Raw genomic sequence first — 15,789 nt, forward strand, 5'->3', positions numbered from 1 at the left:
TAGGTGCTCCGGCAATGCTGTGGTCATTTTAAAATGCCGGTTCGGTACCGGTCTTTGGGTTATACGCTTTTAATAGGCGGATCAAACTTGCCGTATCACCCGGCTTGGGTACCAGCACATTTCTACCTCCGAATTTCATCACCATCAAACAATTGAAGGCCTGAGCATAAGCATTCGTCGGAGGCATGGACATGTTTTCGAGAGCTCTCGCCGATTTCAAACCCAGTGGAAAGCGGGAGGAAAACTGCTCGATACCGGCCACCACATCCGCGTGGGTCAGTACGGTCGCGATGTTCACACCGGTCGTTCCATCGGTATAGTTGAGAAATGCAATCGTATCCGCTTTCACCGGTACGCTTTGGAAGAATTGCCAGCTACCTCTCCGCAAAGCGCGTCCGAAGGGAACCGCAGTGGGTAGCCGGTAAGCGGGGATCAGCTTTTTGCCGTATTTCACAGTAGCGTTGACGATCCATTTTTGCCAGGTACGCAACTGATCTCCGAGTTGCGTCACAACGATGTGCCGGATGGAAGTTTCCGGCAGAATAGCTTCCAGTTGGTGGGCGAAATTGGCCAGGATCACGATAGCTTCCGCCCCGGAATCCACCAGTAGCTGTTTCAGCTCGTCGGAAGTACATTGGGGAGCGACGTTGACGACGATCATGCCCGCTCGCAGCGCTCCCAGCATGGCAATCGGGTATTGCAACAACGTAGGTAGCTGAATGGCGATCCGGGTCCCCGCCGCCAGGCCCAGGTACTGCTGCAGATAGGCCGCAAAATCTCTGGACCGTTGATCCAGTTCCCGGTAGGAGATGGAAGTTTCCAGGCAATCCAATGCCGGCAAAGAGGCGTAGTCGGCAAAACTTTTTTCCATCAGGTCGACCAGGGAATTTTGGGAGGGCGTGTCTAGCCGGTATGAGATCCCTTCCGGATAATGCCGGTCCCAGGGAATGGTATTTTCAATCATGTGAAAAGGGGGTTTTAGAGTGAGAAACCGGAAAAAAGAGAGATCGGAGACCGTGATCATAATGTCTGTGCTACATGCAAAAATCAGGTCGGGTGAAAATGCGTTTTATTATAATCGCCAGTCTCCTTACCCTCTCACTCAAACATCTCCAACAAGTATCTGTCAGGCTTCTCTAATTTGGTTGTTTTCATTTGGAATTAAGGGGGGAGGAAATCCTCCTATGCGCACTGTTGCGCCGGGTTTAGTTTTTCACTACTGCCTCGACCATTTTCCGTCGGTGCAGTGCGTTTTTGGCTTTGGGGCCCTTTAGTTGTTTCCGTCCCTGCAGGGCAACGGCCTCTACGGTACAGCTATCCTTCCAGAGTTTGCGATTTTTGGCCTGCGGTCCGGTATGGGGCCGGTGCTGTTTGACCACGATCGTACTGGTGGTTGAAGACGATTTTAGGTGTTTACGGTTCTTGGCCGCCGGGCCGGTCAGGCAATTGCTTTGAGCGCTGAGGCTTACCGTAAATAACAAGCTGAATATCAGGCTTAAAAAAAGATAATTTCTCATTACAAATGGTTTTCTTGGTTATTAATTACAGGGCAAAGATACGGGCAAAACACCCCCGGCAACTAGTACAAATCCGGTAGTAACCCTGACATTTCCGACAGGAGATCGGCAATAATTTGACTACCTGTAAGATTTCCGACAGCGCCTCCGGAATGATCCCGGCGACAAAAAAAGGGTGACTCCGGAGAGCCACCCTCTGTAACCCTATTGACTTAGAATTACGACCCAGACTAATAACTTTCGTCTGCTTGCCTTTACCCTCGTATTATCTGGGGTTTAATTCAAATGATTACTGTACTTCCGGTTCTACCACAAAGAAGGTCTGGTTCGGGCCACCGCCCTGTCCCAGTACACTTCCCCGCTGCAGTTCATCCTGGGAGAATCGGTAAATCGGGCTGCCTTTGAAAGACATCTGGGGTCCCAGATCATCTTCGCGGTCCAGAGAATTGAAATCGTAATCGTTCAGGGAGGAAGGAAGTACCAGGGCCTCATACTTGAACGGCGGCCATACCCCGGCACAACCACCATTGCAGTTGCTGACATTTTCGTCGTCGCCATTATTGAGGTACAGGCTCACGCCGCGATCATCGACCAGATAAAGCACCGGGTCTCCGCCTTCGGTAACCGCTTGGCGCCCCAACAGTACCGTATAATCCGGTTTGGCAATATGGAACACCCCGCCCAGGCCGTCACCGAGGGTCTGCCCCGGATTTTCCAGGACACTGTCGCTTTCCGGTGAGAGGTAATACAGCGGCCACCCCTTATAGGTGATCTGCTTTTGACCGTCCGTGCGGGTGATGGTGCCAAAATCGCCCTTGACCAGGCCGTAACCCACTTCCAGATCGTACAGGTCTCCGGTAACGGCTTTCCACTTGTCGGCGCATCCGCCATTGCAGTTGCTCTGACCGTCTACATCACCGGCAAAAAAGTACATGGACTGATTGTCCTGATCCACCAGTATATCTCCGAATTCGGCATTACTGACCAACTTGATCAGAAATTCATACTCGTCTACCGGATCGTCCTGATGATCTTCTTTGGTACAACTGGTGGACAGGAACAGGCTAAATGCTACCAACCCCAACAGCTGGAAATAATTGCGATAGGTTTTCATGGTTTTATGGATTTAAATGTTTAAAAAGTTGGATGGAATATCCTTGGGTAATCGAGCACAAAGGTAGGGGTGATCGGTATGCGGTAACTAGTACAAATCCGGTGGAAACTTTGAAATTTCCGACAACCCGAACCGCCTCCACCGACCGGCTGGCACATTTCCGACATCCGGTCGCCGAAAGACGTAAACATTTTGTTCCGGAAACAGCAATTGCTTATGCAGCCGGCTGACCGCATAAGCAATGTTTTTAAGGAGAAAACTTGTCATGGAAGAGATCATTCCTACCGCCCTGCGGCACTAATCCAGACTCTCTATATACGCTTTCACCAGGTTGATCCCCGCGTCATCGGGAACCGTGGTACCGATCATCGGCATCTTAAACCCGACTTCTTCGAAGCGCTGGGGATCCATCACGTAGTTGATGGAACTGCCGTAATCATCCAGTTGGGTATCCGCAAAAGGCGTCGCGTAGCTCAACCGCAGAGAAGGATTGAAAGGACCGGCACAAAAGCCATCATCCGTATGGCAATGGGCACAGTTGACTTCCAGATAGGCCCGGGCACGTAGTTCCAGCGATACATTCGGATCTTTGGAATTGGGCAAAGCGGGGATCTCAGCCGGGTGCACAATACCCGTCAGCCACTGGCGGTTGATGAGGGACTGCAACTGATTGTGGCCGTTGGCCACCAGGTTCATATTGCGCAGTTTCGGTCCGATGGGCGTTACCTGTGATCTGTTCTGATGGCAGGTAAAACAATCCGGCTTGGCCGGTACGACGTAACTGATATTGACCGTATTGTCATTTTCATCAATAAAACTGATCGCAGGATTGAAGGTGTTTTCCATCAGATCGGCATCCGTCTGGGCGGCGTTCCAGAGGTAGTTACCGGTAACCCACACACCGTTTTTCTTGATCAGGATCCTCGTGGGCTTATACACCAAGCTATCTAACCCAATTTTACCGCCTAGCAACAAGTTGATTTCCAACTCAATGCGCCACACATCAACACCTTAACACACAACACCTCAACACATCGCAACCCCTCACATCTGCTTTTGCGATACGGTGGAAGGACTAATACCAAACTCTTTTTTGAAACATTTTGAAAAATAGGAAGGACTGGTAAATCCGGTTTCGAAAGCGATCTCGGCTACGGTAGCTTCTCCGGCCAGCAGGAGTTCCTTGGCGCGGTGGAGCCGTACGGAAGAGATCAGTTGAATGGGAGATTTGTTACTGATGGCTTTGAGCTTTCGCTGCAGCTGGCGCTCGCTCATGCCGATATCGCGACAGAGCATCTCTACACTGAAAGCTTCGTTGCTGAGGTGATTGTCGATGCTCTGGAGTACATTTTCCAGAAAGGAATCGTTTTTCGGGAATTGGTTCAGATTAAATTCACCGGCCGGTGGATAGGAACGCAGGTGATCAGTGACCATAAAGAGGGAAATGGATTCCGAGAAACCGGTGCCGGGGATCATTTTACAGGGCGCAAAATTTACGCCGGAGCCCGATAAGAGGTACTTGACCGCCTGGGTAAACAGGACCTGGCCGGGTTCGGCCCGGGAAAGGATCAAATCAATAAAATTTTCGGTTTCTCCGCTGAGAAAGTGGGCCTCGTTTACAAGCCCTTCCTTGATGTGAATCCCGATGCTGAGCTGAACGTTCATACTTTTCAGCACATCCACCAGATCGATGCTGCAGTGTACCGCTTTGCTGGGCCCCTCAAAAGTAGCGATCAGCGTATGGTGTTCGTAGGGAATAAGTTTGCCGCGGTATTGTTCCACCAGTTGCCCCATTACTTCCTGGGCCCGTTGGTGGCCTACATCCGCAGTAATGATCCGCGCCGCCAGTATGGTGAACAGCCGTTCTTCGTAGACTTTGATCGGTTTTACTTCCGTAATGAAGGCTTTCATCTCCGCCAGCACCCGATCGGCATTGCCGACCCAGAACAGGTGATCACTACCATCCAGTTCCACAAACTTTGAATTGGGAATGCGTTCGGCGATAAAGCGCCCCTCTTCGATCTTTACATCGATATCGTTGGTTCGCTGCATGATCAGGGTCGGCACCTTGATCGATCCCAGGATGTTGACGATATCCACCTGGGTATTCATTTTGGTGAGCACCATGGCCGCACTCGGGCTGGCACCGGAACGAAAGTAATTGGCCAGCCATTCCATGAAGGTCCGGTCTTTCGCCTTGGAGGGAGCCAGCGATTCCAGTTGCATTTCGCCCCCACCCCAGTTGTACTCGATCATATCGTACAGGATCTGCCGCTCCTCGTCGGTCGGGGCCCAGGGGTAATCGGGCGCGTATCTGCGCTTGGCAAAAATGCCGAATGTGATCAGGGAAAGGGTACGATCGGGATAAGTAGCCGCAAAAAGGGCCGACACGGAACCACCCTCGGAATGACCAAACAGAATAGCCTTTTGGGAACCCACCGCATCCATCACGGCGCGAATATCATCCATCCTTTCTTCGAGCGTTGATAATTCCACCATGCGATCCGAAAGGCCCGTACCCCGTTTGTCAAAGAGTATCACCCGGGCTACTTTGCCCAGTTCCTGCAGAAAGTAAACCAGTTCCGGACAGGCCCACATCCAGTCGATATTGGAAACCCAGCCCGGAATGTAGACCAGATCAATCGGTCCGGAACCGAAAACCTGATAAGCAATATTGATCCGGCCACTTTTCGTGTACTGCGTAGGGGGTTTCATGGATAGGTGTTATTTGGTTTAATGGTCAGTGCTCGTTTACGGCATTGCGGGTTTGCAGAGACTAACGCAAAAGCTGGTCCGTTTCTTTTGTTTGCCGTATTTTCTTTGGAAAGGGTGTCTGACAAAGGTAAGCACAAAGGAAGTAGGATCAAAGGCTTAGATCCGGACCGGCAGTAGGAAAGCAGACAAAAAAGCCGGGAACAGATCTCGGCCGGACGGGATGATCAAGCTGCTTATTCCAGCAACCGATTTTTAAAAACCTTGCTGATCGCTTCGGATTTGGAGCTCACCTGCAGCTTTTCGTAAATATGCCTGACGTGAGACTGGACGGTATAAAAACTGATGTGCATCAGGTCCGCGATCTGCTTATAGGACAAACCGTCCACCAGATGGCGCAGGGTTTCGGTTTCCCGCTCGGTCAGGTTAAAATTATCAGCTACCCCCGGGGCCAGATGCGGCTGCCGTACCATGTGCAATACCTTGCTGGCGATCATGGGGCTCATCGGAGCGCCCCCGTCCAGCACTTCACGGATCTTGTCGATCAATTGACCGGGACCGGCCGTTTTCAGCAAATAGCCGTTGGCTCCGGCGCGGATCGCCCGAAAGACCAGATCGTCATCACTGAATACCGTCTGGATGATGATCTTCAGATCCGGAAACTGCTGACGGATGATCCAGGTAGCTTCGATCCCCGTGATGCCGGGCATTTGGATATCCATCAGGATAACGTCAGGATTGGCCTGGAGGACCTTCTTGATCAGGTCATTCCCATTATGGAAAGCACCGGTACAGGCAAAACCATCCTCGTTGTTCAGGATCATGGACATGCTTTCCAGCAGGGCCCGGCTATCCTCAAAGATGGCAACACGAATGGGATTTTGCATATTGAAAAAATTCTGGGTGCCCGGCTGGCCGGGTGATCTAAGTACACTTCTAATATACGGAATATCCTTTCCAGATGCTGGCCTGAAAAGGATATTCCATCATTTAGTGCTTATTGATAGAGCGGTTTCAACTCGATGCGTACATCCACGATGCTGCCTCCTTCTCCGAACTGCAACTGGATCTCATTGGTACCGGAGTGCAGATCCCGCATGTAAATCTTCACATTGTATTTACCAAAATCATCATCAGTAAAATCGTCTTCTTCCACCATCCGCATGAAGAGCAGGATGTAGGCATTGGGATCCTTGACCACATTGAGCGGCATCACCAGATCCGCCTGCACTTTGGGGTCCACGGGTTGCCCGGTATAACAGGCCACCGGATGGTCTTCCGAACCCACATTCAGGGAAACGCCACACGGAAAGTTATCGGGTATATCGCAGATCTGACCGTTTTTTCCCCAGTACCGGTTGCCCTGGGAATCGTAGGCCGTTGCCGTACTGTAACAGAAGATCTGCTCGTTTCCATTTCCGTCGGTAGCGATCTTGGTCAGGATCTCGGCGACCTTCACCTCGTATTTTTTGGGCAGGAAATAACAGGATTTGTAATTGAATTTACCAGTGGTCCTGATGTCCAGCAAACTGTTATCCCTGATCTTGCACATGCTGAATGCCAGCGGCACAGCCTGCTGTAGCTTGACATTCTTGAGGTATTTCGCCAGGGCGGATTTTAATTCTCCTACCTGTTGTTCCAGATCTTTCCAACTTCCCAGCGTGAATAGCGGGATCATGGCCTGATCTCCCGGATCACCACCCTGTACCAGGATCTTAACCGTCGTATTCTGCAGGGCATTTTTCGTTTTGGTACTTACCGAACCGGAACCATTGTAAGCCAGACCCACAAAATAGGCCTCAATATCACTTTTGAACTCACTAATCTCATTCTGACTTTCCAGAGCGATCATGACGCGGCGGCCGTAGGTTACAGAACGGATATACAGCCAGTGATCCGGAATTTTCAAACTACCCGGTAGATTCGAAAAGAAGTCATAGGGGCTTTTGGGAGACTGGATACCCATCGTAAACAGGGGTTGCACGATTTCGATGAATAGACGGGACCGGATATTGCTTTTGCTGAAATTAAAGGCCACATCACCGCCGTATACGCCGTAGTTCACGCCGGTAAAGGAGCCGGAAGTTTGTAGCATGAAATCCTCTTTGGAGTTCACTACGTGGGTTTCGGCTTTGAGGGAAGCCGTGGTGCCGCCGGTCTTTTGCTGCAGGATCTGGGCTTTGGCATTCAGGATGGCACTCTGTTCCATTTTTACGGTCTTGTCGCCCAGTGAACTCGTGAGCGTCACATAACCGGATCCGAAATTGGCCGGGACCTCCTGGAATTTACCGGCTAAAAAACCCAGCGAATTATAGCGCGCTCCGGGCCAGATATAGGTATCGGCAATATTGCTAACCAGCACTAACTCATTCGCTGTGCCATCTACATTCACTTCTACTTCATTACAATGGACATAATTCTGCAGTAAGCCCTGCACCTTTTTATCCAGCGACATGTGCGGTTTGCCCACCGAACCTTTGGTCCGAAGCTGGGAAATGATCCCCTGATACTTGTATTCGGAGGCTTCACCGATGGGGTAATCCACCAATTCTACCGGTTCGTATTTGCCGTAAGTCGGTTTGTTTACTTCCTGTTTCAGGCGCTCCTGTTTGGACTCCGTTACTGTCGGGTTTTGCTGGACCTTGGGTGAAGGCGTGGGACGTGGGCTTGGCCGCTGACCGAACGTAAAGCCGGTAATCAGGGTAATGACGATGCAGACCATTAATTTTTTCATTTGATCTTAGGGTTTAAAGATTTAGGGAATTTAGTCCATCAGCCGGTGCTGGCCGGTGTGGCGCAACGAGCTGAATGGGTATCAAAACAAAGGAAAGGGAAAAAGAAAGGCGGTTCAATCACTCATTTGAGGGATATTGGTGAGAATCCATCGGGCCGTCCGGGCACCGGTACGGGAAATCAGGATCGGTTAAGCCGGACCTGCAGAGTGATAGCGGTCCCCTGCATTGGCCGGGAAAGGATCTCAAGTTCACCCTTGATCTCGGCGGCCCGAAGCTGCATATTTTTCAGGCCGTTACCGGCATAGTCAGCAGCCGGGTCCAGACCACAGCCGTTGTCTGCAATGACCATCCGAAACTGCCGTTTTTGCTGGATCAGATCGATCCGGATCTCCGTACTGTCCGCATGGTGTACGGCATTATTAACTGCTTCCTTAAAGATCAGGTAAAGGTTGCGGCGGTATAAAAGCGAGACCTTCCAGCGCTCGGGAAGCTCTTCTTTCCAGATCAGCTGGATGCCTTTTGCTTCGCAGAGCGGCCCGGCGTACTCCCACATCTGTTCGCGCAGGTGCTGCAACTTATCTTTGTCGGACCGGATGGCCCAGACGATTTCCCGCATCATTGCAAGCGATTCCCGGGCATTGCCCCCGATCTTTTCCAGAATGTTGCGGACTTTCTGATTTTCTTCACTGGTGTTATTCCGGGCAAACTCGCTGTACAAATGGATACTGCTTATGGTGGAGGCCACATCGTCGTGCAGATCAGCCGCAATTTTGTTGCGGATCGATTGTACTTTCAAAACCTGGGCGATGCGCGCGCGGTAAATGGCGTACACCCCTCCCAGAAACAGCACCAATAACAGGAGTTTGAACCAAAGGGTCTGGGAAAAATGGGGCCGCACCCGAATGTGGAGATCACGGGACAGATCGGCGCGAATGCCGTCGCTGTTAAAGGCCGCTACCTCGAAGCGATAATCTCCGGGGTCCAGGTTGAGATAACGAACCGTTTCCGCTCCGCTGCCCGACTGCCAGTCCCGGTCGGCACCCAGTAATCGATAACGTGTCCGGTTACGTTTTCCATCGGTGAAATTAAGCAGTGCGAAACTGATGCTTATGCTGTTGCGGTCATAAGCAGTCTGCAGCTGAAAATCATTCCGGCGGGCAGCCGGCAGGTATTCCCGGTCGAGGATCTGCACGGAGGTCAGTACCGGTTTTGGGGGAAATGAATTGAGATAGAGGCTGTCGGGATGGAAGCGCAGATAGCCACCGTCGGCACCCAGCAGGATATGCCCGTCCTCCGTTCGGCCAAACCGGATGGCCGCCGTTGAGAACTCGATGCCGTACGATGCCCCGTAGTCCTTCACAACACCCGACCGGGGATGGAAGCGGCACAGGCCACTTTTATGCTGCAACCAGAGATTGCCCCGGTCGTCCGCGAGTATGCGCGAAAACAGGTTAACGGGCAGGCCGTCCTCTACGCTGAAATTGCGGAATTCACTCGTTCCGGGGGCCAGCAGGCTCAATCCACCCGGCTCGGAAATGAAACACATGGTACCGTCGGGCATCTGAGTGGACCCAACCACCATTTCGGATGCCAGTGAAGTGGAGTCCCCGTCCACGTGGCGATAGCGAACGATCTGCCCGTCCCGGGTATCATATTTGCCCAGCCAACCGTTCCGACTGGAAAACCACAGCGAACGCTCGTCGGCATCCCAGTGCAGGGCCATGATCTGGGTCTCTGCACTTTTATCCTGGACCCGGATCGGGTAGCATTGTTCATCCTGCAGGTCGAACCGTAGCAGGCCGGCCCTGTCCGTTGCAAAATAGATGGAAGCATCGCCGTCAAAAACCGCATCATTAAAATCAAATTGCCGTTTTTCACCATCCTCCGCGAGCGGTAAAGGAATTTCCCGGATCTCGTTCGTGCTTAGATCCAGTACACTGATCCGGTTCAGTTCCATTAACCAGAGCCGGCCCCGCCGGTCCGGGATCATCTCCTGGAGGTAATAAAAATCGGCAGCTCCGGGCAGACGCAGGATCGTTTCCCGGCCCGATTCCGGATCGAGACGCACCAATGGCGCCGTGCCCGTCAAGGAAATATACCTTGCCTTGCCTCCCGGAGATTCCCAGACGTAGGATATTTTTTTGTCCCGGACGGATGAAGGACCGGAATAGACCGGAAACTGCTGGTGGGATAGATCCAGCTTCGCCAGCCCTTTGGTCGTACCCACCCAAATGATGTTTTCCCGGTCTTTGAACAGGGCCAGCACGGCCCCATCGGGTAAGGACCAGAATCGATCCGCCCGGTAGGTTTCCAGTTGAAAGCTTTTGCGTTCGGTATCCCAGATGCCCAGCCCTCCGGTTAGTCCCGCCATGATGCGACCCGACCCCGCCGCCAGGATGCTCCACTGCGTATAGAGGTCCGTTTCGGGACCAAAATCCAGGTCTGCGGTTGGCCATTGCCAGCTTTGGTCCCGGTAGTTGTACACTTCCATGCCGCCACCACCCGAATTCAGCCAGAGGTGGCCCCGACCGTCGTCGAAGCCGTCAGTAAATTCGTGGTGTATGCCCTCCGGTACAGGGTAGTGAGTAAATACGACTTCGTCCACCTGCAGGCTGAACAAGCCGATATTCGTGCACAACCAGAGTTCATTTTCCGATTTCGGCAGCACCCGGTTGATGTTGAGATAAACTTTGGTAGAGATCTTTTGCGCCCTTACCCATTCCTTCCAGCCGTAGGTTTGAAAATTCCGGTGCTCCGGCAACCAGCGGGCCAGATCCTGGTTATCGGAAGCGTACCAGACGCGACCGGCGGCGTCGACCAGCACATCGTGGCCGATCTCCGAGGGCATGCTCCGGAAATTCGCCTGGGTGATCTGTAGCAAGGTATCCGCCCGAAGATCCAGCCGGTTCAGGCCCTGGCGGGTAGCGATCCAGAGGCCGCCGTGATCATCCGTCTCTATATCCTGAATGTGGGAAAAACTCAGTTTGCGCTTATCCTTCCCGGCGTAGTAGTGTTTGAAATTGTAACCGTCAAAACGGCTTAGACCGTTGGCTGTCCCGATCCAGATAAAACCGTCCTCCGACTGCCGGATACAGGTGACGGTATTATCCGGCAAACCGTCCGATACGGTATAGTTGAGAAAAACAGCCGATTGTCCGTTCAGGTTACCGGAAAGGAAAAGCAGGCAGGCCAGTGAGACATTAAAGATCTTTGCAGGAATGCACATGGTTCACGAAGCTGTTAAACAATCAGCACTGGTGATTTCTCAATGGGTCGAAAAGGGTTTACCGGTCGCAAGCGTTGCACCCCACTTACCCGATGTGGATCCGATCTCTATATTGCTGTCCTGTATCAGCCGAAGGGTTTAATAAAAATAAGCATTTTTCTAAAAGTTGGAATGTGTGAACGTATGAACGTGGAAATGTTTGAATGTTAATTTCCAGGAAGCCAACATTTCCACGTTTCCACTTTAGCACGTTTCCACATTCATACGTTTCCACCTTAGCAAGTTTCCACGTTTCCACATTCACACATTTCCAACCTACAAATTCATCCAGTAAGTCATCTTAAAGACCAGGGCCCGGTTCTTACTGGAAAAATCTTCCGGCAGGTAGTTTTCCGTATACACGATGAACAGGTCCGAAGCCGGCCGGAAACGCCACTGAAAACGGGCGTTGAGGTTCATATTATCCAGCAGGTTGTTGTACTGGTAATAGGTCGTCAGGAAGATCTTATCCGTAAAGGTCAGGTCCAGCCGCGGGCCGATCAGGAAGAGTTGTTCCTGGCCGTAGTTATCCGGCAGGTTCAGGTCATTGAAATCCAGGCGCAGGGAAATGTTGCCGTAGGGTTGGTAACGATAGGTCAGTTCACCACTCAGATTAAAATTCCGTCCGTTGTAAAAACCGCCGATGGTACTGCTCAGGTTGAAATTGAACAGTTGCCGGGTGTTACTCTGATAGCGGGCCGAAACGGCGTGCCAGTCGTATTCCTCGCCGGCCAGAAAGGAGGTGTACTGCGACGGATCGATAAAGTTGAAGTTGCTCGTCAGCCGCTGGTAAACGTAATTGTAGCCCAGCCGCAGAAAGGAAGTATTGGCAAAGCGGAAAGAATAACTCAATCCGTAATCCCGATCCGTCAGCGAACCGCCTGGGATATAGGTATGTTCGGCGTTGAGCGACGGCCCCATGGAAACGATCGCGCTGCCCTGAGGGTAAAAGTCATACCCGCCGTTGACGAAGAAACGATGCTGCCCCGGGTACACCCGGGCACTCGGCACAAAGCCCGCCTCGGAATTGAAAAATTCATTTACGAAAGTGTATCCCATCAGCACGTTCACATTGCGCTCCGCATAACGGAAAAAGAGTGCCCCGGCGAGATTACTGCCCTCATTAAATTCATCGAAAGAACGGGCAATGAAGGAGCTGTGGTACCATTTGTTGTCTTTGCTCAGCAGTTCCAGATCGGCACTTACTACCCGGTTGTAGGTATTGGGACGCAATCTGCGGGCCCCGCCGACCTGGATCTCCTGGAATACACTCCGGTTAAAATATTTCAGGCTGTCTCCAGCTTCTACGCCCAGGCTTTGTTTATTCACGAAGGAGACGGCAAAACTCGACTGGGCCCAGAAATTATGTTGCAGTGCCGCAACGGTATAATTCTGAGCGGGTAGCCCGAGCGACAGCTCTTCCCGCGTATGCATGTTCATGACCCCGAGCCGCCACTTCTCGTTTAGCGAACCACTCAGTCGGGCGCCGTATAAAATGGGTACCCGCTGAAAAAGGCCGATCGAATCCTGAGCCAGGCCGATACGCCGGGAAAAGAAGGGCCTAGCGTTGGGGAAACCGGCCAGATCAAAAAGGTCACTGTTTTCCAGGAAGAACTGCCGGCGTTCCGGGAAGCGGAACTCAAAGCGGGTCAGGTTGATCACCTGTTGATCCACCTCTACCTGGGAAAAGTCGGGATTGACGGTCAGGTCCAGGTTCATGGAAGGCGTCACCCCGATCTTGGCGTCGAAGCCGGCCTGGAAATCAGAGCTGTTAACCCCCGGCACCTTTTCGTTATCCCTGGCTGTACTGCCGGCCAGATAGGGAATAAAAGAAATATTGGTCTTAGCCTCGGGGATGGGGTCCTCCCAGACCAGTTGCCCCCCGTAGGCAAAAGAGGCCGTGGTATACTGGATGGGCGTCCGGATCCAGCTGGACTTTAGATTCCGTTTCAGCTCCGACCGGTCGAAGGAGATATTCCATTCCCGCACATCACTCTTGTAGCGAAAACTTTTGAAGGGAATGGCCATCTCTACGATCCAGCGGTCGTCGTACCGGACTACCTTGGAAAACCATTTGTTGTCCCAGAAACTATTGAAGCCGCCGCCGTTGCCGCCACCGGTAATAGTGCCTTCGTGCTGTACGCCCTTGGGAGTGATCACAAAATAAAAACCGTTGATCCGGTCGTTGTAAGGGCCGATGGAGACGCCGACATAATCATTGAGTTCCGGGTCGAAATCGCGCCGCAGGGAGTTGATAATATCCGGGCTGTCATCGTCATAGCAGACAAAGGAAATATAGATCGCATCGTCATCAAAGGTGAGCCGGGCCTCCGTCTGAAAGGGCGCCCGGGCGGTATCTACCGGGTAGTTCAGGTACCAGTTATCGGCCACATCGGCGCGTTGCCAGGCCGTCTCGTCCAGAACGCCGTCCAGTATGATTTCCGTATCGGCTTTTTTAATCTGCAGTGCTGCGCCGGGCTGATTTTGGGCCGTCATTGCCAGTGGCGTAAGCAGAAAGAGGTATACGCAAAAACAGAATTTTTGCCAGTTCACTACATTCACAGTCGTTGATCTATTTTGGTTAGGGGCGGTGAAATTAGGGAATGAAGGTGGAATATTCAATTATTTCGGTACAACTTGGTCCGGGTGGATCACCGGTACGAAGTCCTTCATTTCCCTCAGAAGCGATCAGTACGCCGTAAAACCTGGACCGGCCGGCATCTCAAAAAAATCCTATCCCACTTTTCAAGGGAACTGTCCCTCGCTTCGCTTTGCCCGAATTTGGTGAAGCGATTGCATTTTTTCAATTGCTGCCGCGGGGCTACATTGATGATTATTGAGTACTTTGACCCGTAAATATCAATACCCTGCTCACTTCCCGTGGGCAGTACATTATTTCTAATCACTCAATGATCACCTAATGAGAAAATTGATCCCGGCTTTAATCCTGGCCTTTGTATTTATCCACTGCAATCCGCTGAACGGGCAGATCGAACAATCGGAAGTCGAACGTATCATCCGCGTCCTAGCGGCCGACGATATGATGGGCCGACAGGCTTTTACACCTTACGCCGATAAAGCGGCGGCTTTTATTGCCCAGGAATACAAACGCGCCGGACTGAAAAAATGGAAGAAAAATAAATCTTACCTGCAGACTTTTCCGGTCTACCAGTTTACCGTATCCGATCTGCAAATTATCGCCAACGGGAAAGCAGTACCGGACGCTTTCGCCATTACGAACGAAAAGGGTGCGCAGTGGGACCAGGAAAGTGGGGTAAAACAGGTTTGGGTCGGTGAAGATGACGACTTTCAGGCGGCTTTCGGCCAGTACCGGCGCTCCGGAGAAAATGCCGTGATCTGGGTCCATCCGGCCCACAAACAGATCTTTTCCCGCTACGCCACCTTTACGGGCCGGGGAAACCGGACGCTGAACGTGGAAAATCCGAGTTCGATGGTGTTCGTCCTTTCCGACCAGCAGCCCGAAAGCTTTCAGGTTGATATGACGGCGGTCGTGGAGACGAACGACCTCTCCAACGTAGTAGGATATATCAAGGGCAAACGGAAAGATGAATATGTCCTGTTCTCGGCCCATTACGACCATATTGGTATCCGGGAACCGGTAGATCAGGATTCCATCGCCAATGGGGCCAATGACGACGCTTCCGGTACCACCGCCGTGATTACGCTGGCCGAATATTTCAAAAAGCAGGGCAAACCCGAGCGCTCGCTGCTCTTCGTGGCGTTCACAGCCGAGGAGATCGGCGGCTACGGTTCCCGCTATTTTTCTGAACAGTTGGATCCGGATCAGATCGTAGCCATGTTCAACATCGAAATGATCGGCAAGCCGGCCACGGACGGTCCCAACTCAGCCTGGATCACCGGTTTTGACAAATCGGATTTCGGGCAGATCCTGCAAAAAGCGGTTGCGGGAACGCAGTATAAATTTTACGCCGATCCTTACCCGCGGCAGAACCTGTTTTATCGTTCGGATAATGCCACACTGGCCCGACTGGGCGTGCCGGCCCACTCCATCAGTACCACACCGATCGATGTCGATAGGGATTATCACCAGGTTTCCGACGAGGTCGCTACCCTCGATCTGGCGCATCTGACCAATACGATCAAAGCAATTGCGGCCGGTGCCGGACTGATCATTTCCGCGAAGGCCACACCGACGCGGGTTGATCCGGCGGATGTTAATCGGTAGATTTTTTTCTTAACCCATTGGTTGAGGAAGGCAAGGGGACCAGGAGAGGGCGAGACTGGGTGACCAGGAGAGCGGGAGAGGGGGAGAGTGGATGACCAGGAAATTCTGAGAATGGCAAGGGTGGAACTCCTCAGAATAGTGGACAGTGAATTGGGCTAGGTTGTCTGTTTTAGTTGAGTTAATCGATAATACATTTCTTTCGGAGAAATACCTCCTATACCAGAATGGATACGTCTGGT

The 15,789-nt window shown here is 52.0% G+C and carries 10 protein-coding genes; 1 reads left to right on the plus strand and 9 read right to left on the minus strand.

The window, feature by feature from the left end; all coding sequences use genetic code 11:
* Nucleotides 1-28: 28 nt before the first annotated feature.
* From CRP01_RS36475 to CRP01_RS36520, 9 genes are all read right to left on the minus strand, one after another.
* The gene (locus CRP01_RS36475; protein ID WP_170110699.1) at nt 29-964 is read right to left on the minus strand and encodes an AMP-binding protein; all 936 of its coding nucleotides are present in this window, start codon (nt 962-964) and stop codon (nt 29-31) included.
* 241 nt (nt 965-1,205) lie between these two features.
* Complete coding sequence (locus CRP01_RS36480; RefSeq protein WP_099155037.1) at nt 1,206-1,517, minus strand: hypothetical protein; 312 nt, start codon at nt 1,515-1,517, stop codon at nt 1,206-1,208.
* Nucleotides 1,518-1,806: 289 nt separating this feature from the next.
* Entirely contained in the window at nt 1,807-2,631 is an 825-nt protein-coding gene (locus tag CRP01_RS36485) for a hypothetical protein (RefSeq protein ID WP_099155038.1), read from the minus strand.
* Between the two features lie 297 nt (nt 2,632-2,928).
* On the minus strand, nt 2,929-3,573 hold the full coding sequence (locus tag CRP01_RS36495) for a hypothetical protein (RefSeq protein WP_099155040.1): 645 nt from the start codon (nt 3,571-3,573) through the stop codon (nt 2,929-2,931).
* A 102-nt stretch (nt 3,574-3,675) separates the two neighbouring features.
* Nucleotides 3,676-5,346: an alpha/beta fold hydrolase gene (locus CRP01_RS36500; RefSeq protein ID WP_099155041.1), complete on the minus strand. Its 1,671-nt coding sequence runs from the start codon at nt 5,344-5,346 to the stop codon at nt 3,676-3,678.
* Nucleotides 5,347-5,579: 233 nt separating this feature from the next.
* The gene (locus tag CRP01_RS36505; RefSeq protein WP_099155042.1) at nt 5,580-6,230 is read right to left on the minus strand and encodes a response regulator transcription factor; all 651 of its coding nucleotides are present in this window, start codon (nt 6,228-6,230) and stop codon (nt 5,580-5,582) included.
* A 110-nt stretch (nt 6,231-6,340) separates the two neighbouring features.
* Nucleotides 6,341-8,077 (minus strand): thiol-activated cytolysin family protein, encoded by a 1,737-nt coding sequence (locus CRP01_RS36510; protein WP_099155043.1) that lies wholly within the window; start codon nt 8,075-8,077, stop codon nt 6,341-6,343.
* 179 nt (nt 8,078-8,256) lie between these two features.
* Nucleotides 8,257-11,304 carry a sensor histidine kinase gene (locus CRP01_RS36515; RefSeq protein WP_099155044.1) on the minus strand — a complete coding sequence of 1,016 codons (3,048 nt, stop codon included), beginning with the start codon at nt 11,302-11,304 and terminating at the stop codon, nt 8,257-8,259.
* A 315-nt stretch (nt 11,305-11,619) separates the two neighbouring features.
* Nucleotides 11,620-13,905 (minus strand): carbohydrate binding family 9 domain-containing protein, encoded by a 2,286-nt coding sequence (locus CRP01_RS36520; protein WP_099155045.1) that lies wholly within the window; start codon nt 13,903-13,905, stop codon nt 11,620-11,622.
* 358 nt (nt 13,906-14,263) lie between these two features.
* On the opposite strand from CRP01_RS36520, the gene CRP01_RS36525 reads away from it, so the two are divergent.
* The gene (locus CRP01_RS36525) at nt 14,264-15,550 is read left to right on the plus strand and encodes a M20/M25/M40 family metallo-hydrolase (RefSeq protein ID WP_099155046.1); all 1,287 of its coding nucleotides are present in this window, start codon (nt 14,264-14,266) and stop codon (nt 15,548-15,550) included.
* Nucleotides 15,551-15,789 lie beyond the last annotated feature (239 nt).

Origin of the sequence: Flavilitoribacter nigricans DSM 23189 = NBRC 102662 (genome assembly GCF_002646595.1) — a bacterium.
GTDB lineage: Bacteria > Bacteroidota > Bacteroidia > Chitinophagales > Saprospiraceae > Flavilitoribacter > Flavilitoribacter nigricans.

What these genes read in the sequence shown, in the direction of transcription:
- CRP01_RS36475 (WP_170110699.1), bottom strand. Translation starts at nt 964, where the DNA reads ATGATTGAAAATACCATTCCCTGGGACCGGCATTATCCGGAAGGGATC.
- CRP01_RS36480 (WP_099155037.1), bottom strand. Translation starts at nt 1,517, where the DNA reads ATGAGAAATTATCTTTTTTTAAGCCTGATATTCAGCTTGTTATTTACG.
- CRP01_RS36485 (WP_099155038.1), bottom strand. Translation starts at nt 2,631, where the DNA reads ATGAAAACCTATCGCAATTATTTCCAGCTGTTGGGGTTGGTAGCATTT.
- CRP01_RS36500 (WP_099155041.1), bottom strand. Translation starts at nt 5,346, where the DNA reads ATGAAACCCCCTACGCAGTACACGAAAAGTGGCCGGATCAATATTGCT.
- CRP01_RS36505 (WP_099155042.1), bottom strand. Translation starts at nt 6,230, where the DNA reads ATGCAAAATCCCATTCGTGTTGCCATCTTTGAGGATAGCCGGGCCCTG.
- CRP01_RS36510 (WP_099155043.1), bottom strand. Translation starts at nt 8,077, where the DNA reads ATGAAAAAATTAATGGTCTGCATCGTCATTACCCTGATTACCGGCTTT.
- CRP01_RS36515 (WP_099155044.1), bottom strand. Translation starts at nt 11,304, where the DNA reads ATGTGCATTCCTGCAAAGATCTTTAATGTCTCACTGGCCTGCCTGCTT.
- CRP01_RS36525 (WP_099155046.1), top strand. Translation starts at nt 14,264, where the DNA reads ATGAGAAAATTGATCCCGGCTTTAATCCTGGCCTTTGTATTTATCCAC.